Raw genomic sequence first — 24,126 nt, 5'->3', positions numbered from 1 at the left:
TTCGGAGGCGTTTCACGTTGGTGAACCTCGGGTAAGGACGGTGCTTGTGACCAGTTCGACGGGCAAGCTGCGCATCCCGCTCTCGGTCGGGGACGTCGCCAAACGTGTGTTCCTGGGAAAGCCACTGATCACCGAGGACATCGCGTCGGAGAAGTTGTCCAATGGCGTTGCGCTGGGCGCGCTTTCGCCGGATGCGGTGTCATCGGTCGCCTACGGTCCCGAGCAGATCCTGATCGAGCTGTTGCCGCACGCCGGATTGGCGGCGTTCCTTCTGTTGCTTCCCATCACCGGCGTCATCCTGCTCATCCTGGTGTTGGTGGCCGCCTCGTACCGGCAGGTGGTGATGGCCTACACCCGCGCCGGCGGCTCCTATATCGTCGCCCGCGACAACTTCGGTCCCCGCGTCGCACAGATCGCCGCCGCGGCGCTGCTGATCGACTACGTGGTGACCGTCGCGGTGCAATCGGCGGCCGGGACTGTCGCGGTGGTGTCGGCGGTCCCCGCATTGGGTCCCTACAGCCTGGCGATCACGGTCGGCGTGGTGCTCATCATCTGCTACGCGAACCTGCGTGGATTGCGGGAAGCGGGAATGCCGTTCGCGGTGGCGACCTACTCATTCATCGCCATGGTCGGACTGACCATCGTGGTCGGCGTCGGGCGGGCCATCGGCGGCGGTTTACCCGTCTACGATCCGGCGCACACGGCCGGCGCCGTCCCGGTTCACCAGGGCAACGGGTGGGTGCTGGGCGCCACGATTCTGGTGTTGCTGCGCGCGTTCGCCAACGGAGGTTCTTCGCTGACCGGAGTCGAGGCCATCTCCAACACGGTCGACTACTTCCGAAAGCCTCAGGGCCGCAACGCCCGTCGGGTGCTCACTGCGATGGCCTGCATTCTGGGCTTTCTGCTGGCCGGAGTCGCCTACCTCGCCCACGTCACCCACGCCACGCCGTATCTGACCGAATATCCGTCGGTGTTGTCGCAGATCGGTCGTGCGGTCTACGGCAACGGCATGCTCGGTGACGTGTTCTACGTCCTGGTTCAGGCCTCGACCGCGGCCATCTTGTTCACCGGCGCGAACACCAGCTTCAACGGCTTCCCGGCCCTGGCCAGTTTCGTCGCCGAGGACCGTTTTCTGCCGCGGCAACTGACGAAACGTGGTCACCGCCTGGTCTTTTCGAATGGAATCATCACGCTGACGGCGCTGTCGGTGGTCCTGCTGGTGGTGACCGGCGGCTCGGTCAACGCGCTGGTTCCCTTCTATGCGATCGGTGTGTTCACCGGATTTTCGATGGCCGGTTACGGCATGACCAAACACCACTTGACGCATCGCGAACCGGGATGGCGGCACCGGTTGACCATCAACCTGTCCGCGGCGATCCTGTCGACGATCGTGGTGGGCATCTTCGCGGTGGCGAAGTTCACCGAGGGCGCCTGGCTGGTGGTCGTGGTCTTCCCGGTGCTGGTGTTCGTGCTGACGCGACTGAACCGCGAATACCGCGCCGAGGCAGCCATTCTCGAGATGTTCCGCACCGATCGCCCGGAACTGGTGAAGTACGCGCGGCACAAGGTGCTGGTGTTTGTCGACTCGGTCGACCTGGCGGTGATCGAAGCGTTGCGTTACGGCCGGGGCCTACGGGCCGACGAACTGGTCGCCGTGCACTTCATGGTCGACCCGGTCCACGCCACGCAACTGCGAAAGCGTTGGGACCACTTCGCTCTCGACACTCCGCTACGGATCGTGGACTGCCCCGACCGGCGGATCAGCAGGTCCGCGCAGTTGCTGGTCGCCAAGGCGCGCGACGAGCATCCGAACACCAACGTGACAGTCTTGCTGCCGCGCCGCACATTCGCGCGGCTATTGGGCAGGCTGTTGCACGACCGGACCGCGGACAAGGTCGCCCAGGCCGTCAGCCTCATCCCCGACGCGGCGGCGACGATCGTGCCGTACGACGTGGAATCGCGGATCAGAGAGGCCTACCCGGACTCTTTCGACCAGCGCATCGGGCAGGAGATCGACAAGATCCAGGCCTGGGTGTCCCGGGACGAGGACCGCAAGGTCGAGGCCTACGAACACCCCGAACGGCCGTCGTCGGTGATCATGGTGGCCGGCCTGATCTCCGGGCAACGCGCCACCATCGAAGGGCGCGTCAGCGAGGTCGAAGACCTCGCCGAACGCGGGCGAACCCGACGACAGGTCGTCGTCGGGGACAGCAGCGGGGAGATCACCGTGACGTTCCGCCCCGGGCGCGGGGGCGCCGACATCCAGCCCGGTCAACTGTTGCGGATCAGCGGCAAGGCCCGACAGGCCGGCCAGCGTTCCCTATCGATGGTCGATCCGGCATATGAGGTCCTCGAGGATCCGGCCAAGGAGGCCGAGTCCGGGGCCACGGAACAAGCCGACCAGACTTAGCGCCTCGCGGTCCATGTGACACAGGGACGCGGTGTCGGTGTGAAATGCCCTGCACGGCTTAGTGTTTCGCTGCATCAGCTCTGACGCGCCCACCCGACGTTTCGCCTTCGAGGTACGGCGAACGAAATTGTTTAATCCCGCTAACTGACGTGGGTCCGGTAGGTAAACTGACGCCTGCACAATTACGCCTGACCACGTGAGAAGAGATGGTGCGCGCCGATGCTCACGGGCGGCGAGAAGAGGGGACTGCACGTTGCGTGCCGCGAACGCCACACCCGTGGCCGTCATCGGAATGGCTTGCCGCCTTCCCGGGGGGATCGATTCCCCGCAGCGCCTTTGGGAGGCGTTGCTGCGCGGTGACGATTTCGTCGGCGAGATTCCCGCCGACCGGTGGGATGCCGACCTGTTCTACGACCCCGAGCCCGGCGTGCCCGGCCGATCGGTGACCCGCTGGGGGGCGTTCCTCGACGACGTCGGGGGCTTCGACTGCGATTTTTTCGGGATGACCGAACGTGAGGCCACGGCGGTCGACCCGCAACACCGCCTGCTGCTGGAAACGTCGTGGGATGCCGTCGAGCACGCCGGCCTCGCCCCCGAGTCCCTGGCCCAAACGCAGACCGGCGTGTTCGTCGGCCTGACCCACGGCGACTACGAACTGCTGGCCGCCGACTGCGGCGCCGCCGAAGGACCGTACGGGTTCACCGGAACCAGCAACAGCTTCGCGTCCGGACGGGTCGCCTATGCGTTGGGATTGCACGGCCCCGCGGTCACGGTGGACACGGCGTGCTCGTCGGGGCTGATGGCCGTCCATCAAGCGTGCGGCAGCCTGGGCAGCGGCGAAAGCGACCTCGCCCTGGCCGGCGGCGTCGTGGTGACCCTGGAACCGCGGAAATCCGTTTCGGGTTCGCTGCAAGGCATGTTGTCCCCGACCGGGCGTTGCCACGCCTTCGATGTGCAGGCGGACGGCTTCGTGTCCGGCGAGGGCTGCGTCATGCTGCTGCTCAAACCGCTCGACGACGCGCAGCGCGACGGCGATCGCATCCTGGCGGTGCTGCGCGGCACCGCCGCCAATCAAGACGGCCGCACCGTGAACATCGCGGCACCCTCGGAAACGGCTCAGATCGCCGTTTACCGAACGGCATTGGGTGTGGCAGGCGTCGACGCCACCACGGTCGGCTACGTCGAGGCGCACGGCACCGGCACCCCGGTCGGCGACCCGATCGAATTCTCCAGCCTGGCAGCCGTGTACGGAACCCACGGACCCTGTGTGCTGGGGTCGGTGAAGACCAACTTCGGCCACATGCAGTCGACGTCCGGTCCGCTGGGGCTGATGAAGGCGGTTCTCGCGCTGCAGCACGGCGTCGTGCCGCAGAACCTGCACTTCACTCGGCTGCCCGACGAGATGGTCAAAATCAAAACGGATCTTTTTGTGCCGCAGACCAATACGCCCTGGCCCCCCCACGGCCGTCACCCTCGCCGCGCCGCGGTGTCGTCCTATGGCATGTCCGGCACCAATGTGCATGCCATCGTGGAGCGGGCACCTGCAGAAGCCCCCGCCCGAACATCCGACGGCCGGGCCGCGCCCGGCACCGTTGGGCCACAGCTATTTCCGCTGTCGTCCACCTCGGCCGAGCAGCTGCGCGTCACGGCCACCCGCATCGCGACCTGGGTCGACGAGCAGCGCGGTGCCCTTCTCGAAGGCGAAAGCGGCCTGGGCGATCTCGGCTACACGCTGTCGCGCCGCCGCGCGCACCGGCCGGTGCGAACGGTGGTCTCCGCGAGCGATGTTGACGAGTTGAGCGCGGGACTTCGCGCGGTCGCCAATAGCGACATTCCGTACGAGGCGGCCGTGGGACAAGACGACCGCGGCCCGGTGTGGGTGTTCTCCGGACAGGGCTCGCAATGGTCGCAGATGGGAGTCGAACTGCTGGCCAAGGAACCGGTGTTCGCCGCGACGATCGCCACCATCGAGCCGTTGATCGCCGGCGAATCGGGGTTTTCGGTCACCGCGGCCTTGACGGCACCGGAGACGGTGACCGGCATCGACAAAGTCCAGCCGACGCTCTTCGCCGTGCAGGTCGCGCTCGCCGAGACGATGAAGTCCTACGGGGTGCGCCCCGGCGCCGTCATCGGACATTCCCTTGGCGAATCCGCGGCGGCCGTGGTCGCCGGCGGGCTATCGCTCGGCGACGGTGTGAAGGTCATCTGCCGCCGCTCGCGGCTGATGGCACGGGTCGCCGGCAGCGGCGCCATGGCGTCGGTGGAACTGCCGGGCCAACAAGTGCTTTCGGAACTGTCCATCCGCGGCATCTCCGACGTCGTGCTCTCCGTGGTCGCCTCGCCGGCCTCGACCGTCGTCGGCGGTGACGCCCAGGCGATCCGCGACCTGGTCGCGGCCTGGCAGGAACAGGACGTGATGGCGCGCGAGGTGGCGGTGGATGTCGCCTCGCATTCCCCACAGGTGGAGCCGATCCTCGACGAGCTGGTCGGGATCCTCGCCGATCTGCGGCCGAGCGCACCCGAGGTTCCGTACTACTCCGCCACCCTGTGGGACCCCCGCGAGCGGCCGTCGTTCAGCGCCGACTACTGGGCCGAAAACCTGCGCTACACCGTGCGTTTCGCGGCTGCCGTGCAGGCCGCCCTCAAAGACGGTTTTCGCGTGTTCGGGGAACTGGCGCCGCATCCGCTGCTCACCCACGCTGTCGAGCAGAACGCCGCCAGCCTGGACATGCCCATCGCCGCGCTCGCGGCCATGCGCCGCGAGCAGGAGCTGCCGATCGGCCTGCGCGGCTTCGTCGCCGACGTGCACAGCGCCGGTGCGCTGGTCGACTTCTCCGTCCAGTACCCCAGCGGGCGTTTGGTGGACGCCCCGCTGCCGACGTGGACGCATCGCCGCTTGATGCTCAGCCGTGAGTCGGAGAAACGCGCACACGGGGCCTCGCTGCAGGCCGTTCACCCGCTGCTCGGCGCGCACGTGCATCTGCGCGAGGAGCCCGAGCGCCACGTGTGGCAAGGGGAGGTCGGCACCGACGACCACCCGTGGCTCGCCGACCACCAAATCCACGGGGTCGCAGCGTTTCCCGGAGCGGGATACTGCGAGATGGCGATCGCGGCCGCCGTTGCGACGCTCGGTCAACACGCCGAGGTTCGCGACGTCACGTTCGAGCAGACGCTGTTACTCGCCGACCACACGCAGGCTTCCTCGACCGCGACGGTCACCGCGCGCGGGGTGCTCGACTTCACGGTGGACACGCACGAGGAAGGCGAACGCCTCCGCCGGGCCAGCGCGGTCCTGCACGCTCTCGGCGTGGATGCGGGACCCGAGCCGCACGAACCGCCCGCGCATGACCTGGACACCCTGATCGCCGACCACCCGTCCCGCATGGAGGGCGCCGAGCTGCGAAAGGCCTTCGACGCCGTCGGTATTCAGTACGGTCCGGCGTTCTCGGGTCTGTCCGCTGTGCTGATCGGCGACGCGGACGCCGCGACGGTTCTCGCGGAAGTGGCGCTGCCGGGGGCGATCCGCTCGCAGCAGTCCGCCTATGCCACGCACCCCGCTCTGCTCGACGCCTGCTTCCAGTCCGTGATCGTCGCGCCCGAGGTGCAAAAGGCCGCCGACGGAGGTCTGCTGTTGCCGGTAGGGGTGCGCCGGCTGCGCAACTACCACTCGACGCGCAACGCGCAATACTGCCTCACCCGGATCACGTCCTCTCACCCCGGCGAGTGCGAGGCCGACGTCGACGTGCTGGACCAATCCGGAACAGTGCTGCTGAGGATCGAGGGGCTGCGGCTGGCCGGCGGAACCTCCGAGCGCGAACACGCCCACCGGCTGCTCAACGAGCGCTTGTTGACCATCGAATGGGAGTCCCGCGAACTGCCCGAGGCGGTGCAGAGCGAGTCGGGATCCTGGCTTGTGCTCAGCGCGTCCGGCGGTCACGACCGGATGGCGGCACAACTCGCCGAGCACTTGAATTCCCCTGCGGCGCAATGCGCCGCGGTGTCGATGCCCCTCGGATCGGTGGACATCGCGCGGCTGCGTTCGCTGCTCTCCGGTGACGGTCAGACCGCCGCCAACGGTCATGGGGCCCTCAAGGGACTGACCGGTGTCGTCGTGGTGACCGCGGCCACCGATGACCGCTCGGACGACCCGCAGGGGCGCCGACGCGGCCGGGACTACGTGTCCTGTCTCGCGGCTATCGCCCGTGAGCTCTCGGAGCTGCCCGGAGAATCGCCGCGGTTGTTCGTGGTGACCCATAACGCCGCGACGGTGACCGCCGGCGACGTGGCGAACCTGGCGCAGACCGGGCTGCGCGGGCTGATGCGGGTGATCGATGCGGAGCATCCGCATCTGCGGGCCACCCAGGTCGACGTCGATGACGCCACCGATCCGGAAAACGTTGTGCTGCAACTGAAGAGCGGATCGGAAGAAGACGAGACCGCCTGGCGTGACGGTCGCTGGTACACCGCCCGGCTGCGGCCCGGTCCGCTTCGTCCGGCCGAGCGGCGGACCACCGTCGTCGAACACGAGCGTGACGGCATGCGGCTGCGGATCCGCACTCCCGGTGATTTGGAATCGCTGGAGTTCACCGCGTTCGACCGGGTGCCGCCAGGACCCGGCGAGATTGAGGTCGCGGTCGCCTCGTCGACCATCAACTTCGCCGATGTGCTCGTCGCGTTCGGCCGCTATCCGACGTTCGAGGGTTACCAACAACAGTTGGGCGGCGACTTCGCCGGCGTGGTGAGCGCCGTCGGGCCGGGCGTCACCGAGCACGACGTCGGCGACCGCGTCGGCGGGGTGTCCCGCAACGGATGCTGGGGCACCTTCGTCATCGCCGACGCCCGGCACGCGGTCACCCTGCCCCCCGAGGTGCCGCTGGAAGACGCCGCCGCGGTGGCGACCGCGTCGGCGACCGCCTGGTACGGCCTGCACGACCTGGCCCGCATCGCACCCACCGACAAGGTGCTGATCCACTCCGGCACCGGAGGCGTCGGGCAGGCGGCCATCGCGATCGCCCGGGCCGCGGGTTGTGAGATCTTCGCGACCGCGGGCAGCCCGCAGCGCCGGCAACTGTTGCGCGACATGGGCATCGAACACGTCTACGATTCGCGCAGCACGGAATTCGCCGACCAGATTCGCCGTGACACCGACGGGTACGGCGTCGACGTGGTGCTCAACTCGCTGCCCGGCGCCGCGCAGCGCGCGGGCATCGAGCTGCTGGCCCTGGGCGGGCGGTTCATCGAACTGGGCAAGCGTGACATCTACGGCGACAGCCATCTCGGGCTGTTCCCGTTCCGCCGCAACCTCTCGCTGTTCGCCGTCGACCTGGCGCTGCTGACCTTCAGTCACCCGCACACCATCCGGCGCTTGCTGACCACTGTGTACCAACGCACCGCGGCGGGCGAATTGCCGTTGCCGCGCACCACGCGCTATCCGATCCACGACGCGGCCGCGGCGGTGCGCCTGGTCGCCGCCGCCGGCCACACCGGCAAGGTGGTGCTCGACGTGCCGCGCGCGGGCAGCAGCGTGGCAGTCGTGCCCCCGGAAAACGTCCGGCCATTCCGCGCCGACGGCGCCTACATCATCACCGGCGGGAACGGCGGCCTGGGCCTGTTCCTGGCCGGAGAGATGGCCACGAGTGGCGGCACAACGGGTTGCGGTCGAATCGTGCTCAACTCCCGCACACAACCCAACGAGCAAGCGCGCCAAGCCATCGAGCGCCTCCGCGCCGCGGGGGCCGACATCGCGGTCGAGTGCGGCGACATCGCCGACCCGCGCACGGCCGAGCGCCTAGTGGCGTGCGCGACGGCTACCGGGCTACCGGTGCGGGGGATACTGCACGCGGCGGCCGTCGTCGAGGACGCCACGCTGGCGAACGTCACCGATGATCTCATCGACCGATGCTGGACGCCAAAGGTCCACGGCGCGTGGAACCTTCACCACGCCACCGTGGGTGAGCCCCTGGATTGGTTCTGTTTGTTCTCGTCGGCCGCCGCGCTGGTGGGTTCGCCGGGGCAGGGCGCCTACGCCGCCGCCAACAGCTGGCTGGACGCGTTCGCGTTATGGCGCCGCGGTCAGGGGCTGCCGACCACCGCGATCGCGTGGGGGGCATGGTCGGAGGTCGGCCGCGCCACCGCCCTGGCCGAAGGTGCCGGGATCGCGATCAAGCCGGCCGAGGGTTTCCGCGCGTTCGAGACGCTGCTGCGCTACGACCGCCCCTACTCCGGCTACACGCCGATCATGGGCACGCCGTGGTTGACCTCCTTCGCGCAACGCAGCCGCTTCGCCGAAGCGTTCGGATCGATTGGACAGGGCAAACCGGACACGGGCAAGTTTCTCGCCGAGCTGCGAACTATGCCGCGTGAGGAATGGCCGTCGGCAATCCGGCGGCTGGTATCGGGCCAGATCAGCCTATTACTCCGGCGCACAATCGATCCGGATCGCCCGCTCTCCGACTACGGCCTGGACTCGCTGGGCAACCTGGAACTGCGGACCCGCATCGAAACCGAGACGGGCGTGCGCATCAGCCCCACCAAGATCACCACGGTTCGCGGTTTGGCGGACCACCTTTACGACGAGCTGGCGGATCTGGAAGCGGCACCGTCACCCTCTTGACTCAGCGGCTCGCTAGCCGCCGTAGGCCGGGCGCGGCATCCTGAAGATGCGACGACCGTTGCGCAACACCGGAACCCCGCTCGCCTGGCCCGCGGTGCGTACCGCCGGCACGCCCCCGAGCCCGGTGGAGGGGTCGGGAGTGGAAGTCGAGAAAGCCCGAAACACGTTGTCCGGCAACGATATTCTACCCTCAGCGACGACGGGCGCCGGATTCGCCGCTGTCCACGTCTGCGGAACGGAGAGTTTGCCCACCAGGGCGGCCCGGCCCACACTGCCCAGCGCCGGACCGCGGACGGCCGCGATGTCCGGCACAACGGGCACAGCGCCCTCCGCGGCCTTGGCCGCCTGGATATCGGACAAGTCCAGCCCGTACCCCAACTGCCCCCACCCCAACAAGGTGCGGGCCCCCGCCAGAAACGTCTGTCCCGGTGTGGTGACGACCGTGTTGAAGTTCCCGACCGAATCGATCAGGGACAGACCGGATCCGGAAGCGGACCCTCCGGAGGGGTCGGCCGAACCGGCCGTGGGCAAACTCGAGGCGAGCGCGGCCCGGGCCTGCCCCGCGGACGTGCTCGCCGCCTGGTTGACCGCAGCGGCCTGGGCCGATTGGCCGTGCGCATTCGTCGTCCGGGGCGGCTGGGTGAACGGCGTCAAAGTGCTGGCGGCCGATGACGATGCGGCATAGCCGTACATGGCGGTGGCATCCTGCGCCCACATCTCGGCGTATGTGGTCTCCGTGGCCGCGATCGCTGCCGCGTTCTGTCCGAAGAAGTTGGTTGCGATCAGGGTGAGGAGCTGAAGTCTATTGGCGGCGACCGCATGTGGCGGCACCGTCGCGGCGAATGCCGCCTCATAGGCGGCTGCCGCGGCGCGTGCTTGCGCGGCGGCCTGCCCGGCCTGAGTCGCCGTGGTGGACGCCCACGCCACATACGGTTCGACCGCGGCGGCCATAGCGGTCGAAGCATCGCCGGACCACGCGCGTCCGCGCAGTTCCGAAAGCGTGGCGGAGTAGCCGGCGGCGTGGGACTCGAGTTGCGCTGCCAGTGCGTCCCACGCCGAAGCGGCGGCCGACATCGGGGCCGAACCCGGCCCGGCATACATTCTGGCCGAATTGATCTCGGGTGGCAGCGCCCCGAAATCAAACATCGGCGGTCCTTTCTGAACAAGCGCAGGCGCGGTCGCTGCGGGTGGTGCCCGCACGGAAGGGTGGAATTACCGGCTAACCGCCGGCGGACGGACGCGGCATCTTGAATTGGCGCGGCGCCACGCGCAGGACGTTGTTGACCGAGGGCCGCGACAACAGACCCGACGAGGCACCGGCGCCCGCGGCGGGCGCCCCGTTCCACACGTTGCTCGCCGGGCCTTCGTGCCACGACGGCCCACCGTCGAGCTCGGTGTCCGACAACCAGTGCGCCTCGGCAACGCTGGTGACCGCCGGGTTGGTCGCCGCCCAGCTTGGCGGGACGGACAATCGACCGACCGCGCTCGCGCCGCCCGTGCTCGCCAGGGTCGGACCGGCCACCCCTACCGCGCCGGTCGAAGCGGTGGCCGCCGCCGTGGGGGCCGCGGCGGACTTGAGGGCCTCACTCGCGGCCTGAAGGTTGGCGCGGAAAGCCCCGGTGCCGAAGGTTCCCGCCGACGTGACCGTTCGGCTCATGGCGTCGCCGAGGTTCACCGGCGCCGTCAGCGTGTTGAAATCGTCGACGGCGTCGAGCGCGGAGCCTGTCGAAGGAGTGCTTGGCGGTGGTGTTTCGGAGAGGTTTTGCAACTTCTGCGGCACGCTCGACATCGTCCGGGAGAGTGTGGCCTGGGATTGCGTCGCGGCCGAGTTGTCGGTGGCTTGGGCCACCGCGGCCGTTTGGGCGGGTTGGCCGTCAGCGTTGGTGGTCTGCGGCGGCTCGTCGAACTGTGTCAGCGTGGTCGCACCCGACGATGAGGCGGCGTAGCCGTACATGGCGGCCGAATCCTGCGCCCACATCTGCTCATAGGCGCCCTCGGTCGCCCCGATCATCGCGGTGTTCTGCCCCAGAAGGTTGCTCGCGACCAGTTGTGCCAACAGGGTGCGGTTGGATGTGACCAGGGCAGGTGGCACGGTCGCCCCGAACGCCGTCTCGTAGGCGGCCGCCGCGGCCCGGGCCCGGCCTGCGGCCTCCTCGGCTTGTGCCCCCGTGGCCGCCAGCCACGCCACGTACGGGGCGGCCGCGGTGGCCATCGCCGCCGAGGCGCTGCCGGTCCAACTTTCGCCCTCCAGCTGGGCGATCACGGCGGAGTAACCGCGCGACGCGGTCTCCAGTCCGTTGGCCAGCACGTCCCAGGCGGCCGCCGCGGCGATCATCGGCGCCGAACCGGGACCGGCGTACATTCGGGTCGAATTGATTTCTGGCGGCAGGGCCCCGAAATCGAGCATTCGTACTTCCTCTTCGTCAGTCGGCCCGGGGCCGGCTGGCGGTGACCCCGGGACCGTCGGATCTGAACGCGCTAGCTGTCCGGGCGACGACGGCTTCGTGCGTTGCGGCCCAGGCGTGTCGACGAGCAGGCAATGGCAAGCGAGTCAACGGACTTAATCATCGGAATGTTAAATGAAATTTACTTGGCGTTTACTGCCGCCCGCGCGCAGCCCCTTTTGCTGCAAATTTGCCAGCGACGTGACGGTATGTTCGCCGGGATCGTGGACGATCGATTTCCAGCGCGGTTATGGTGGGCCTGGTCGCCGCCGCGTCGTGGCGCATGAGTGCCCGCAGCGGCGCCGCGGCAAATTTTTCTCTGCCTGAGTAAAACCCGACGACCAGGCTTCGACGGCCGTAACCGGTTGACGCACTAGCGATCGACGGCTGACGCCACCGGCGGGCCAGGGTTTCGAACTGTGCGCCTCAGCGTCGGTGAGTACCGCCGCCGGGATAGCAAACGCGAGCCGTCCGTTGCGGCTCGGCGAAGACCGCGCCGTCCGACTTCGCTCAGCCTCCACATTTTCGTTTGCTGGCTGCCCCGGTCCGGGGACCGGGGCGCCGCGATCCCGGCACCAGAAAACTCCCGTAAGTTGACCATCTTTACTTGTAGGCTGGTTCTAATCGGGTTTGATTGATAAGCAATACGGTGAAGGTGTGTGGCGGCGGCGCCGTAGCTGCGCATCGCAAGGGTTGCTGCCGGACCGAGGTGATGGCCGGGCCGCTACCGACTTCGTTGCGAACAGGATCTGGATATGTCGAACAACATCACCTGGCACGAACACAAGATCAGCCGCGGCGAGCGCGAGGAACTCAACGGCCACCAGGGCTGCGTCATCTGGTTCACCGGGTTGAGCGGTAGCGGCAAGAGCACGGTCGCCAACATCGTCGAGCAAAAGCTCTACGAGCGGGGCATTCGGAGCTATCTGCTGGACGGCGACAACGTCCGCTACGGGCTCAACGCCGGCCCGGAGCTGCTCGAGGAGCGCCACGGGGCCGAGTTCGCCAAGCGGTTCGGGCTGGGATTCTCCGCCGAGGACCGTGAGGAGAACATTCGCCGCATCGGCGCGGTCGCGAAGCTGTTCTGCGAGGCCGGGGTCATCGCTTTGACGGCCTTCATCAGCCCGTACGTGCGTGACCGCGACGCGATCCGGGCCACGCTGGGCGAGGGTGATTTCCAGGAGATCTTCATCGACACCCCGATCGAGGTCTGCGAACAGCGCGATCCCAAAGGCCTCTACAAGAAAGCCAGGGCCGGCGAGATCAAGGGGTTCACCGGGATCGACGACCCCTACGAGGCCCCGGCGCGCCCGGAGTTGCGGCTCGAGGGCGGAACGAAGGACGCGGACACGCTGGCCGACGAGGTGATCGCCCATCTCGAGCGGGCAGGAGTCATCCGGCCTCCCGACCGAACTCAAGACGGCCCGGAGAGGAACACGGCATGAGCTACACGGGCCATAATGGCAAGCCGATCGTGGAGCGGGTGGCCACGGACAACGCGACCGGTCGGATCGAGGGCTTGCCGCGCGTTCCGGTATCGAAGGCCACCGCGCACGAGGTCATCAGCCTTTCCTACGGCTTCTTCACCCCGCTGACCGGCTTCATGGGTCGTCACGAGGTCGACGGGACCTTGGACAACTTCGCGCTGCCGGACGGGACGCTGTGGAGCATTCCGATCGTCTTCGACATGTCCGCCGACGACATCGCGAAGCTCGACATCAGGGAAGGCGCCAGCGTCGTCCTCGATTATCTCGGCGCCCCCATGGCCGTCTTCGACGTCACCGAGATCTACGAGTACGACCTCGAGCGTATGGCCGAAAAGACCTACGGCACTACCGATTCCCGGCATCCCGGCGTGAAGAAGACAATGGGCTACGCTAACCGCTTCATCGGCGGGGATATCACGCTGATCAACGAACCCGTTTTCAACGAGCCCTTCAAAAGCTTCTGGCTCACCCCGAAGCAGCACAAGGACGCCCTGGCCCAGCGGCACTGGCAGCGGGTGGTCGCCCATCAGACCAGAAACGTTCCGCACACCGGCCACGAGGCGTTGATGAAGCAAGCGTGGCTGGCCGCGAACGAGGACCAGCCGGTCGACAACCTGAACACGGGCGTGCTGGTGAATGCCATCATCGGCCAAAAGCGCGTGGGCGATTACATCGACGAGGCAATCCTGTTGGCGCAGAACGCGCTACGCACGAGCGGCTATTTTCGCGAGAACGTGCACATGGTGTCCTTCACGCTGTGGGACATGCGCTATGCCGGGCCACGCGAGGCGATCTTCCACGCCATCCTGCGGACGAACCTGGGCTGCACGCATCACATGTTCGGGCGAGATCACGCGGGTGTGGGCGATTTCTACCACCCGTACGACTCCCAGAACATCCTCAAGCAACACCGCAACCAGCTCGGCATCAAGCCGGTCTTTCTGCGGGAAAACTGGTATTGCCCGGTCTGTTTGGAGGTCACCAACTCCGCTCTGTGCGGCCACGACTCACAAGCCCAGAGTTTCAGCGGCAGCCTGATACGAAGCATCCTGACGGACGAAGTCAAGCCGACGCAGAAGGTGATGCGGCACGAGGTGTTCGAGGTCGTGATGGAGTGCGCCGCCAAGCATGGCCAGGGTTCGCCGTTTGTCACCGAGGAGTATTTGCGGGACAGACGGCCGGTCTTCACGCTCAACCAATTGGAGGGTTCGTGAGCAGCGACGACAAACAGATCAAGGTCAACGTCTGGATCAACGAGGAGCGCTTGGAGGCGTTGTCGAACGCCGGGATGGCCGACCTGGCAAACGAGGCTTTCGCGGGAATGAAGCTGCTGGAGATTTACACCACCGAAGAGCAGAAAAACACCGTCCTGCAACGCTATCCGGGGTCCAAGTACGATTCGGCCACCACGCGGTCCATCGAGTTGTTGCCCAAGCAGGCCAAGGACAGGCTGTTAGAGCTGTCGATCGCGATGCATTCCACCGGTCCGGAGGTGATGGGCCGCTTCCTCGAGGAAACGAAGCCCTGAGCTCAAAGATCGGCTAGGCCGACCGCCAGCAGGACAAGCCCGACCGCGGCGAGCAGTGCGGCAACCTCGATGCGACGCCGCGACCGTATCCAATCCTGCAGCGCTGTCATCGCCGCGCGCGTTGACGTTGGCGCCAACAGGTAAGCGACCAGGGGAATTTCGACAAGTGCGAACGCCACGACGTTGAACATCAGCAGCGTGCCCAATTGCGTCATCACGGGCGCGCCCGACGCCAGGATGACCGCCAGGGCGGCCAGATAATCCACCGACGGCAGCGCGATGCCGAGGCCCGCGACGGCGGCGACCCACAGGGAACGTCCGTTGAGCAGCCGTCGGGCCCGAGTCGTCAGCCAGGCGGGGCCGGCACTGTCGCTGTCGCCGTCGGGAGGAACGCGGCGGGATCCGCGCCGCCGGTCCGCGACGATCTTCGCCGCCAGTCCCGCGGCCGCCAAAAGCGCCAGCGCACCGATGAGGATCTGCACCCGGGGCAGGGTGAAGTAGGTCGAGTGCAGCAGTACCCGCCGGAGGAGGAACAAGACGGTCGCACCTACCGTCAACCCCATCGCGAACCCGCCGGCCAAAAAAGCGAGCAATTGCATCAGCGGTCTGGGGCGATTCAGCATCAGCACCGTCATGCCGATCCGGAACGGCTCCAGGCTCACGGCAAAGGCCATCACACCGATGGTGAACAACATCGAGATATGGGTCCGGTCAGGCGTCCAGCCGGGCGAACTGTTGCCGCCGGTACTGCTCGACACACGCGGCCCGCCGGATCTTGCCGCTCGTCGTGGTGGGAATCGATCCCGGTGGCACCAGCACGAGATCGGCGACGTTGAGCCCGTGCGAGTTCGAAATCGCCGCGGTCACATCGTTCTTGACGCCCTCAAGGCTGCGCAGCGTGTCCTCGCCGGAATCTGCGGGCTTCTTCAGTTCGATGATGGTCACCAATTTCTCGGTCTCGTCTACCGGCACCGAGATCGCCGCGACGCGGCCCCCGGTGATCGCCTGCACCGTCGACTCGATGTCGTCGGGATAGTGGTTGCGGCCGTACACGATCAGCAAATCCTTCATCCTGCCCACGATGAACATCTCGCCGTCGCAAACGAAGCCGAGATCACCGGTGCGCAGCCACGGGCCCTCGGGGGTGTCCGCCGACGGGTTGGCCAGGACGGCGCCGAAGGTGCGCTGCGTTTCCTCCGGCTTTTGCCAGTAGCCGTCGGACACGTTGTCGCCGTTGACCCAGATTTCACCGACCGCTCCGTCCGGGCACTGAATTCTGGTGTCCGGATCCACGATTCGCACCGTCGGCGACGTCGGTGTCCCGTAGCTCAGCAGCGGCGAGCCGGTCTGTGTCGGGCACTGCCGGGCCTTGCCCTCGGACAGCTTCTCCGGCTCGAAGTGGACGACCTTCGGGGCGCCGGCCTGCGCGCGGCTGGCCACGTAGACGGTCGCCTCCGCCAGGCCGTAGGAGGGTTGCATCATGTCTTCGCGAAAGTTGTACGGGGCGAACCGCTTACAGAACCGGTCGAGCGTTGCGGGATGGATCCGTTCGGCGCCGCTCACGATGCTGATGATGTTGCCCAGGTCGAGTCCGGTCATGTCCGCGTCCGTCGTCTTGCGCGCGGCGAGTTCGAAGGCGAAGTTCGGTGCGGCCGAGAAGACCGGATTGGGCTGGGCCATCGCCGCGATCCACCGTGCGGGCCGTTGCAGGAATGCGACCGGGCTGGTCAGAAGACCGGGATAGCCGCCCAGGATGGGAGCGATGACGCCCTGCATCAGGCCCATGTCGTGGTAGAAGGGCAACCACGACACGCACACGCTGTCGCGCGGGGCCACGCCATTGAAGTCCGGGAAGTAGGCAGCCATCAGCTGCTGGAAATTCACCTGAAGGTTGCGGTGCGAGACCATGACTCCGGCCGGGAGGCGAGTGGAGCCCGACGTGTACTGCAGGTACGCGGTGCTCGGGGCGCCGCTGATGCGGATGCTCGGCGGATTCGGATCGTCGAGGCCCAGCGAGTCGACCTCGATGAGGACCGGGGTTGCTCCATCCGGTCGCCGCAGGTGATCGCGGATGGCCGCGGCGGCGGTGGAGGTGGTGAGGACGACGGCCGGGCTGGTGTCGGCCAGGACGGCACCGACCCGCTCGTCGCGAGTGCCGGGCTGCGGAACCAAGAGCGGAACCGCGATCAGACCGGCCTGTATCGCGCCGAGGAACGCCACGATGTAGGGGAGGCCTTGGGGGGCAAGGATCACGGCCCGGTCCCCGCTGCCGCCGTGCCGCATGACCTCGTGCGCAACATTCATGGTCCGTCGATACAGCTGTGCCCACGTCAGCGATTCGGTGACGCCCGCCCAGTCCTGCTCGTAATCGGTATAGCGGAAGGCTAAATCGTCGGGCTGCAGACCGGCGCGTTCCCGCAGGAGGGAGACGACGGACGAATGTTGCATGCGGGCTAGGTTACCGCTTCGGCTCTTTCGCGTACGACGGTCGTGCGTGGTCGCCGCGCGGGCCGAAAACCGAGAAACCGTCGCGGGTCGAACACCGTATGCCGCTTATGTTTTCGGGTCCGCATCCCAGGTTCTCGGCATCATCGGCGTGCGGGGGCCTTCGTCGAACTCGTCGATCACGAGCGCACTCAATCCCGCCGGTGCGGTGGCGGACTTCGTGGGGATGGTTCCGGCGAACCCCATCGCCGGAGCGGGCCGGTCCGAGGCCGTCGTCGCCGGCTCGGGCTCGAGATCCATGTATTCGTACCCGCGGCCCGGTTGAATGACCTTGACCCGCTGCCGGCGCTTCTTCGTCGCATCTTCCTCCGGCAGTGCCACCGCTTCGGCCTCGGCGGCGTCGGCGGCCGCCGCCCTGCGCGCGCGGGCGCTGGTGCTCGCGGCCCTGCGCGCATCCGCGGCCAGGCCACCGACCATGTAGCCCAGGCTCTGCATCGCGGCGGCCGGCGGTCCCGCTGGTGTGGGGGGCGGGGCGCCGGGCGCGGTCGGGGCGGGCGCCGCCGCGGGTGCGTTGGCCGGGGTCGGTGCGGGGGCCGGCGCCGGGGCAGGTGTGGGGGGCGGGGTGGGTGCCAGCGCCACCGGGACGAGCGCCGGGGCGGGGATGAACGGGACCGGGATGGCGTGCAGTCCGGCCAGACCCGTCAGGCCCGCCAGGCCCCCGATCAAGGTCGGGACCACCAACGGAACCACGGCGACGGTCAGCAGCGGCACAATGAGCGGGATCAGCACGATCATCTGCTCGAGCAGCGTCTTGATCAGCGCGATGGTGTCGGTGATGACCGTGCCGATCACTTCGATGGTCGTGAACAGTATCGTCCAGGCGATCGTCGCGGGGTTGCCCGAGGCGAACGCCGCGGCGAGGTCCGCGGCGACGAAGCTGAACATTTGCGCCAGATAGCCGAAGTACGAACCGAAATCCATCGGGTAGCCGAGGGCGAACGCGATGTTGAACGGGTTCAGGAAGCTCAGCGGGTTGCCCAGTGACGGCAGCCACGGGTCGAAACCGGAAAACAGAGACTGGAAGAACGGGTTGTTCATCAGCTGGTCGATCAACGGCTGGATGTATCTGTTGTAGAAGTCGACGAACCCGGTCTGCTCCAACCAGTCCATCCACTGGTTCTGGGTGTCCGGGGGATACGACGACTGCTCCGCCGTGGCCGCCAGTGCGGTGGCATTCATGACCTCGGGAGCCGGCTCGGCCGGCGGCGCGGTGGCCACCGCCGCGGTCGCAACACCCTCGTAGGTGCTCATCACGGTGGCCGCCTGGACCCACATCCGCGCATAGTCGGCTTCGTTCACCGCGATCGGAATGGTGTTGATGCCAAAGAAATTCGTCGCCGTCAAAACGGCGTGGGTGGCGTGGTTGGCGGCTAGCTCCGGCATCGTCGGCATGGTCGCGAGGGCCACGGTGTAGGCAGTCGCGGCGATGTCCTGCTGGGCGGCCATGGTCGCGCTGTCGGTGCTCGCCTGCACGAGCCAGGCCAGGTAGGGCGCATGCGCGGCCACGTACTCCACGGCCGTCGGGCCGTCCCAGCTGCCGGCTTGCACGGCGGCCAGCAGCGCGGTCAGCTCGTCGGCCGACTCGGCGTATTGGACGCTCAGCGAGCTCCACGTCGCGGCGGACGCCAGCAGCGGGCCGGGGCCCGGTCCGCTGCTGAGCAGCGTCGAATGCACCTCCGGAGGGGAAGCCATCCAGATTGGGGCGGTCATCGCTGGCCGCCGCTGGCGGTGATGACGCGCAGGGCGCGTGCATCGGTGGGATCAGAGTGGGCGCGGCAGCGCGGCGCCAGATCGGTGGCAGCGTTGACGGCCACCCATGCCGGACGAAACATGGACGTTGACAGCTCTCTCGGGGTACACCCGCCCCGGGTCGCAGTACGCGATGACGCGAGTGTCCTGGCTCTCGGATCGCCGCTCGCCTCGCCTTCCAGCTTTTCAGCCGTGGCCGTTGAGGGTCGCTCCCCGATGACAGTGGCGGGACCGCGCCGGATTCGCACCGGCTTCCTGCGTCGTCATCACCTTACGGAGTGACATTGTTGCATCCGCTGAGAGCAAATGTCGTCAAATCGTCCGCGGCTGGTCGTTGCGGCCACCGTGTTTCGCGTCAGCGCCGTTCCAGGATGCGTAGTCCCAGCGAGAACAGCAGCCGAACCTCGGGATCGGCCAGCGAGGTCGACAGCAACTTCTCGATCCGCCGCACGCGGTAGCGAACCGTATTCGGATGGACCCGCAGGGCCTGCGCGGCCGCGGCGATGTCGCCGAAGGCGTCCAGGTAGGTCCGCAGCGTTTCCGCCAGCACCGGATCGTCGTCGCCCAGTTGCACGATCCGCGGATCGATCAGGCGTTCGTCGCTGCCGACCAGGGTCACGATTTCGTCGACCAGGACGGCGGTGCGCGCTTCGGCCAGCGACGTCACCTGCCCGAACGAAATGGGGTGGCGCTCAGCGCTGTCCAGTACCCGGTCCACCTCGAGGCGCGCCGCGGCGACCCCGGTCAGCCCCGCGACCGGCGCCGCGATGGCTGCCCGTAGCTGCACCCCGAGCTCGGTGCGCATGGCGCCGATGGTGCCGCGCACCCAGGAGGTCACCGACCGGTTCTGCGCCCGGGCCTGGGTTTGGGGAAGCAGCACATACGTTCGTGAACCATTCGAGGCCACCTGGGCGTCGCGTCGGAAGGCGCTGGCGCTCAGTGCAATAACGTCGGCGAGCCGAGGGTGTCCGGCCGAACTGTCGGCGGCGTCCCAACCGATCAGGGCCGCGGTCGCGTCGGTGGCCAGACCGAGTTCGCGGGCGATGGCGGCCGCGTCGGCGGGTTCGTCCGCCAGGCCCAGCAGTTGCTGGACGCGCCGGGTATGGGTGGACGGGCGGGCCGCCAGTCGCCACATGACGCGGGCGGCCAGCACCGCGGCACCCCGCAACATCTCCTCGGCGTCGTCGGCCAGCGGCCGTGATCCCCGCTGCACCCAGATGGTTCCGGCGAACACCGGCGGATGGCGGGCATCGGTCGCGGGCTGGTGGATTCCGATGGCCAGCCGCGGGCGCAGCCCCAGCTCGGGCCGCTCGTCGACGCGGACGACCTGGGTGCCCGATCGCAGCGCATCGAAGATGCCCCACTGGCCGATCCATTCCAGATGTTCGGGTGGGCCGGCCCTGCCCAGGATGGACAGGCGGCGCAACTCGTCGGCTTCGTCGTTCGAGGCCGAATAGGCCAGGACGTGGGATTGCGCGTCCTCGATGCTGACCATGCCGTGGATGCGGTCGGCGAGCGACTGCGCCAGCCCGAACAAGTCGGTGCCCGAGTCGTCCATCGCATCGGCACGGTCGCCGTGGTGTGCGAGGACGTGATTGACCAACTGGTAGAGGCGTTCCCACCGGGCGCGCGGATCGACGGCCACCACGGCAGAGCCCGCCGCGACGGCCGTGTCCACCAGTGCGGCGGAGGGCTCTTTGACGAAGATGGCCACGGGTACGCGCTCGCGCGCCTGCCTACCCATCCATCGCATCGCCTCGTCGTCGGCAACCCCCACCAGGAAGAAGACGTCCGCGGAACCCGCCGCGGGCGCGAGGCCCAGGCGCACGTCGTCGGGGTCGATGAGCGCGGCCGAACATACCGGGACGTCCAGCCCTCGGGGGGCCTCGGCAAGGCTGACGAGGGTTGCGTCCAGCGCGAGCAACAGCTGACCCAATCCCACACCGGCCATGTTGTTCGATTCTACTATGTGTCCAACGGTGTCTTGTCCGATCGGCTAATTCTCTGTGTGGTCGGCGCGAGGACCCTGGCGTTTATGGACGCGATCACTGGATTTTCTGAGGTGCCGACGCCAGCAAATGAGCCGGTCCACGACTATGCGCCGCGCTCCCCGGAGCGCACCCGGCTGCGCGCCGAACTGGCCGCGCTGGCCGATCACCCGATCGACCTCCCCCACGTCATCGACGGTCACCACCGGATGGGCGATGGTGAGCGCATCGACGTCGTCCAGCCGCACCGGCACGCCGCGACGCTGGGCACCCTGACCAACGCCGTGCACGCCGACGCGACCGCGGCGATCGACGCCGCGATGACCGCGAAAAGCGCGTGGGCGGCAATGCCGTTCGATGAGCGTGCGGCGGTGTTTCTGCGCGCAGCCGACCTACTGGCCGGGCCGTGGCGGGAGAAGGTCGCCGCCGCGACGATGCTTGGCCAGTCCAAGTCTGCCTATCAGGCCGAGATCGACTCGCCGTGCGAGCAGATCGATTTCTGGCGATTCAATGTGGCGTTCGCGCAACAGATCCTGGCGCAGCAACCGATCAGCGGGCCGGGCGAGTGGAACCGCAGTGAGTACCGTCCGCTGGACGGCTTTGTGTACGCGATCACGCCGTTCAACTTCACCTCCATCGCCGGCAACCTGCCGACCGCGCCCGCGCTGATGGGCAACACCGTGGTGTGGAAGCCCTCGATCACCCAGACGTTGTCGGCCTATCTGACCATGCAGCTGCTCGAGGCCGCCGGTCTGCCGCCCGGGGTGATCAACTTGGTGGCCGGCGACGGCTTCGCGGTTTCCGATGTGGCGCTGGCCGATCGGCGGCTGGCGGGCATTCACTTCACCGGATCGACGGCCACGTTCCAGCGGCTCTGGTATCAGGTCGGCACCAATATCGGCCACTACCACAGCTACCCGCGTCTGGTGGGCGAGACCGGCGGCAAGGACTTCGTGGTCGCTCACGCGTCCGCGCGTCCGGATGTGTTGTGCACGGCACTGATTCGCGGCGCCTTCGACTACCAGGGACAGAAATGCTCGGCGGCGTCACGGGCCTTCATCCCGCAGTCGGTGTGGCGCCGGATGGGTGATGATTTCCTGGGGGAGACGGCTTCGTTGCTCTACGGCGACGTCACCGATCTCACCAACTTCGGCGGCGCGCTGATCGACCGGCGCGCCTTCAATAAGAATGTCGACGCCATCGAGCGGGCGAAGGGCGCGCCACGCGTCACCATCGCCGTCGGCGGCGAATACGACGACCGCGAAGGGTATTTCGTGCGCCCGACGGTGTTGTTGTCCGACGATCCGACCGACGAGTCGTTCGCGACCGAATACTTCGGTCCGCTGCTGTCGGTGCATGTGTACCCCGACGACGATTACCAGAGCATCCTCGACGTCGTCGACCGCGGCTCCCGGTACGCCCTGACCGGCGCGGTCATCGCCGACGACCGGGAAGCCGTGCTGACCGCCCAGCAGCGGCTGCGGTTTGCCGCCGGGAACTTCTACATCAATGACAAGCCGACCGGCGCCGTCGTCGGGCGCCAACCTTTCGGGGGCTCGCGCGGCTCGGGCACCAACGACAAAGCCGGATCGATGCTGAACCTGTTGCGCTGGACGTCGGCTCGCACCATCAAGGAGACGTTTGTCCCGGCGACCCGACACAGCTACCCGCACATGGGCGCCGACTGATGGCCGGACTGTTCGCGAGCACCCTGCGCCCGGTGATCATGGCGACTGCGCGCGGCGACGTCGTGCGCCGTGCCGTCCAGCGGTTGCCGATCACCCGCCGTGTTGTGCGCCGCTTCGTCCCTGGGGAGACGATCGGATCCGCGCTGAATGCTGTTGCTTTGCTGCGTGATTCGGGCCGCTTTGTCAGCGTCGACTATCTGGGCGAGGACGTGACCAACACCGACGCCGCCGATGCGGCGGTGCAGACCTACCTGGATCTGATCGAAAGGCTGGGCCACCTCGACGCCGGGGGTGGCATGGTGCGGCCGTTCGAGGTCTCGGTCAAGTTGTCGGCGCTGGGGCAGACGCTGGGGCGCGACGGGCACAAGATCGCGAGGGAGAACGCGTGGTCGATCTGCGATGCGGCCCGGCGCGCGGGTGTGTGGGTGACGGTGGACGCGGAAAACCACACCACCACCGAGTCGACGCTGTCCATCGTGCGCGATCTGCGGGTCGAGTTCCCTTGGCTGGGCGTGGCTTTGCAGGCGTATCTGCGGCGCACGCTGGGCGACTGCGAAGACTTCGCGGCGTCCGGCGCCCGGGTCCGGTTGTGCAAGGGCGCCTATGACGAGCCCGCATCGGTGGCGTATCGACAGGCCTCCGAGGTGACCGATTCGTATGTGGCGTGCCTTCGGGCGTTGATGAGCGGGACTGGCTATCCGATGGTGGCCTCCCACGATCCGGTGATCATCGATGCGGTGGGCGGCGTTGCCCGCGAATCGTCTCGCGGCGCTGGGGATTTCGAATACCAGATGTTGTATGGCATTCGGGGCGACGAGCAGCGACGCCTCGCCGGCGCGGGTAACCAGCTGCGGGTCTACGTCCCGTTCGGCACGCAGTGGTACGGGTACTTCATGCGGAGGTTGGCAGAACGACCCGCCAACTTGGCGTTCTTCCTGCGCGCGCTGATCGGACGCGGTCGCTGAGCGGGCGGCCGCGTTGAGTGTGAATCGTTGGCGCCGAGTGTGAATCGTGGGCCTTGAGTGGGAACACCGGGCGACGACACGCCGACAATGCCCGCCGAGGATTCACACTGGAGGCCCAGGATTCACAGCCAACGGCCCACCGTTACCCGCGGCGGGGCCGCGGCCGGTCCGCGGCGAAGCCGCGCACCACATGCGCGCGCACGAAATCCGCCGCCACGTCGGGATCGTCCATATCCAGCGTCGAGGACGGCGTGCTGAAGAGCGAGAACAGGATGCGTGCAAACCATTCCCCGGCCGCCTCGACGTCGAGATCCTTGCGCACCTCACCGGTCAGGCGGGCGGCCGACAGATACGGGGCGAAAAACTCGACGCATTCACGCAGCAGCACGGCCGCGTCCTTGGTCAGCAGCAGGCTGACCGCATCCTCGTCGAAGTACTTCTCGGAGGCGATGACTCGTCGCGCCTGGGTGACGAAAACCGCCGCCGAACACAGCTTTTCCTCGAGGCTGCCGCCGCGGTCCATCGCCTTGCTCATCTCGCGATAGAAGCGCTCGGATGCGTGTTCGGCGCACGCCTCGACGATCGCCGCCTTGTCGGGAAAGTATTCGTAGATCGTGCTGCGCGACACCCCGGCCCGCTTGGCGATGTCGACGATCGTCGCCCTTTGCAATCCCTGCCCGCCGAAACACGCGATCGCCGATTCCACGATGAGCTCGCGGGTATCGGCGGTATGCGGCGCCCGAGTCATG

The 24,126-nt window shown here is 67.6% G+C and carries 14 protein-coding genes and 1 riboswitch; of the genes, 7 read left to right on the top strand and 7 right to left on the bottom strand.

Annotation, left to right across the window (positions count from 1 at the left end; translation table 11 throughout):
* Positions 1-46: 46 nt before the first annotated feature.
* Complete coding sequence (locus tag ACZ50Z_RS13945; RefSeq protein WP_464484084.1) at positions 47-2,410, top strand: APC family permease; 2,364 nt, start codon at positions 47-49, stop codon at positions 2,408-2,410.
* A 253-nt stretch (positions 2,411-2,663) separates the two neighbouring features.
* On the top strand, positions 2,664-9,023 hold the full coding sequence (gene pks2 / locus ACZ50Z_RS13940; RefSeq protein WP_464484083.1) for a sulfolipid-1 biosynthesis phthioceranic/hydroxyphthioceranic acid synthase: 6,360 nt from the start codon (positions 2,664-2,666) through the stop codon (positions 9,021-9,023).
* A gap of 12 nt (positions 9,024-9,035) precedes the next feature.
* Here the strand turns inward: pks2 and ACZ50Z_RS13935 are convergent, their stop codons facing one another.
* Positions 9,036-10,169 carry a PPE family protein gene (locus tag ACZ50Z_RS13935; protein WP_464484082.1) on the bottom strand — a complete coding sequence of 378 codons (1,134 nt, stop codon included), beginning with the start codon at positions 10,167-10,169 and terminating at the stop codon, positions 9,036-9,038.
* 73 nt (positions 10,170-10,242) lie between these two features.
* Positions 10,243-11,430 carry a PPE family protein gene (locus ACZ50Z_RS13930; protein ID WP_464484081.1) on the bottom strand — a complete coding sequence of 396 codons (1,188 nt, stop codon included), beginning with the start codon at positions 11,428-11,430 and terminating at the stop codon, positions 10,243-10,245.
* Between the two features lie 792 nt (positions 11,431-12,222).
* Here ACZ50Z_RS13930 and cysC point away from each other — a divergent pair.
* From cysC to ACZ50Z_RS13915, 3 genes are read left to right on the top strand one after another with little or no spacing between them, the layout of a single operon-like run.
* Entirely contained in the window at positions 12,223-12,912 is a 690-nt protein-coding gene (gene cysC / locus ACZ50Z_RS13925; RefSeq protein ID WP_464484080.1) for an adenylyl-sulfate kinase, read from the top strand.
* Positions 12,909-14,168: a sulfate adenylyltransferase gene (sat, locus tag ACZ50Z_RS13920; protein ID WP_464484079.1), complete on the top strand. Its 1,260-nt coding sequence runs from the start codon at positions 12,909-12,911 to the stop codon at positions 14,166-14,168. Before cysC ends, sat begins: the two co-directional genes overlap by 4 nt.
* Positions 14,165-14,482, top strand: a complete 318-nt coding sequence (locus tag ACZ50Z_RS13915; RefSeq protein WP_464484078.1) for a DUF6955 family protein — start codon at positions 14,165-14,167, stop codon at positions 14,480-14,482. Before sat ends, ACZ50Z_RS13915 begins: the two co-directional genes overlap by 4 nt.
* 2 nt (positions 14,483-14,484) lie before the next feature.
* Here ACZ50Z_RS13915 and ACZ50Z_RS13910 read toward each other — a convergent pair whose 3' ends face one another.
* The 4 genes from ACZ50Z_RS13910 to ACZ50Z_RS13895 form a co-directional block, all read right to left on the bottom strand.
* Positions 14,485-15,177, bottom strand: a complete 693-nt coding sequence (locus ACZ50Z_RS13910) for a GAP family protein (RefSeq protein WP_464484077.1) — start codon at positions 15,175-15,177, stop codon at positions 14,485-14,487.
* 16 nt (positions 15,178-15,193) lie between these two features.
* On the bottom strand, positions 15,194-16,930 hold the full coding sequence (gene fadD21 / locus ACZ50Z_RS13905) for a fatty-acid--AMP ligase FAAL21/FadD21 (RefSeq protein ID WP_464484076.1): 1,737 nt from the start codon (positions 16,928-16,930) through the stop codon (positions 15,194-15,196).
* 105 nt (positions 16,931-17,035) lie between these two features.
* A complete protein-coding gene (locus ACZ50Z_RS13900) occupies positions 17,036-18,697 on the bottom strand; it encodes a PPE domain-containing protein (RefSeq protein ID WP_464484075.1) in 1,662 nt (553 codons plus the stop codon).
* 159 nt (positions 18,698-18,856) lie between these two features.
* A riboswitch (cobalamin riboswitch) is annotated at positions 18,857-19,038 on the bottom strand.
* 53 nt (positions 19,039-19,091) lie between these two features.
* Positions 19,092-20,687, bottom strand: a complete 1,596-nt coding sequence (locus tag ACZ50Z_RS13895) for a PucR family transcriptional regulator (RefSeq protein WP_464484074.1) — start codon at positions 20,685-20,687, stop codon at positions 19,092-19,094.
* Positions 20,688-20,771: 84 nt separating this feature from the next.
* Here ACZ50Z_RS13895 and pruA point away from each other — a divergent pair, with 84 nt between their 5' ends.
* Positions 20,772-22,412, top strand: coding sequence for an L-glutamate gamma-semialdehyde dehydrogenase (gene pruA, locus ACZ50Z_RS13890; RefSeq protein WP_464484073.1), 1,641 nt, complete (start codon positions 20,772-20,774; stop codon positions 22,410-22,412).
* Positions 22,412-23,377: a proline dehydrogenase family protein gene (locus ACZ50Z_RS13885; protein WP_464484072.1), complete on the top strand. Its 966-nt coding sequence runs from the start codon at positions 22,412-22,414 to the stop codon at positions 23,375-23,377. The genes pruA and ACZ50Z_RS13885 overlap by 1 nt, the downstream gene beginning before the upstream one ends.
* Positions 23,378-23,519: 142 nt before the next feature.
* Here ACZ50Z_RS13885 and ACZ50Z_RS13880 read toward each other — a convergent pair whose 3' ends face one another.
* On the bottom strand, positions 23,520-24,125 hold the full coding sequence (locus ACZ50Z_RS13880) for a TetR/AcrR family transcriptional regulator (protein WP_464484071.1): 606 nt from the start codon (positions 24,123-24,125) through the stop codon (positions 23,520-23,522).
* Between the last annotated feature and the right edge of the window lies 1 nt (position 24,126).

The sequence above is a fragment of the Mycobacterium sp. NTMscope_MAC_269 genome (assembly GCF_976985695.1).
This window is presented reverse-complemented; position numbering and strand designations above follow the sequence as displayed.

Excerpts from the sequence above, each read along its gene's own strand:
- ACZ50Z_RS13935 (WP_464484082.1), bottom strand. The coding sequence starts at position 10,169 with ATGTTTGATTTCGGGGCGCTGCCACCCGAGATCAATTCGGCCAGAATG.
- ACZ50Z_RS13930 (WP_464484081.1), bottom strand. The coding sequence starts at position 11,430 with ATGCTCGATTTCGGGGCCCTGCCGCCAGAAATCAATTCGACCCGAATG.
- cysC (WP_464484080.1), top strand. The coding sequence starts at position 12,223 with ATGTCGAACAACATCACCTGGCACGAACACAAGATCAGCCGCGGCGAG.
- sat (WP_464484079.1), top strand. The coding sequence starts at position 12,909 with ATGAGCTACACGGGCCATAATGGCAAGCCGATCGTGGAGCGGGTGGCC.
- ACZ50Z_RS13910 (WP_464484077.1), bottom strand. The coding sequence starts at position 15,177 with ATGTTGTTCACCATCGGTGTGATGGCCTTTGCCGTGAGCCTGGAGCCG.
- fadD21 (WP_464484076.1), bottom strand. The coding sequence starts at position 16,930 with ATGCAACATTCGTCCGTCGTCTCCCTCCTGCGGGAACGCGCCGGTCTG.
- ACZ50Z_RS13900 (WP_464484075.1), bottom strand. The coding sequence starts at position 18,697 with ATGACCGCCCCAATCTGGATGGCTTCCCCTCCGGAGGTGCATTCGACG.
- ACZ50Z_RS13895 (WP_464484074.1), bottom strand. The coding sequence starts at position 20,687 with ATGGCCGGTGTGGGATTGGGTCAGCTGTTGCTCGCGCTGGACGCAACC.
- pruA (WP_464484073.1), top strand. The coding sequence starts at position 20,772 with ATGGACGCGATCACTGGATTTTCTGAGGTGCCGACGCCAGCAAATGAG.
- ACZ50Z_RS13885 (WP_464484072.1), top strand. The coding sequence starts at position 22,412 with ATGGCCGGACTGTTCGCGAGCACCCTGCGCCCGGTGATCATGGCGACT.
- ACZ50Z_RS13880 (WP_464484071.1), bottom strand. The coding sequence starts at position 24,125 with ATGACTCGGGCGCCGCATACCGCCGATACCCGCGAGCTCATCGTGGAA.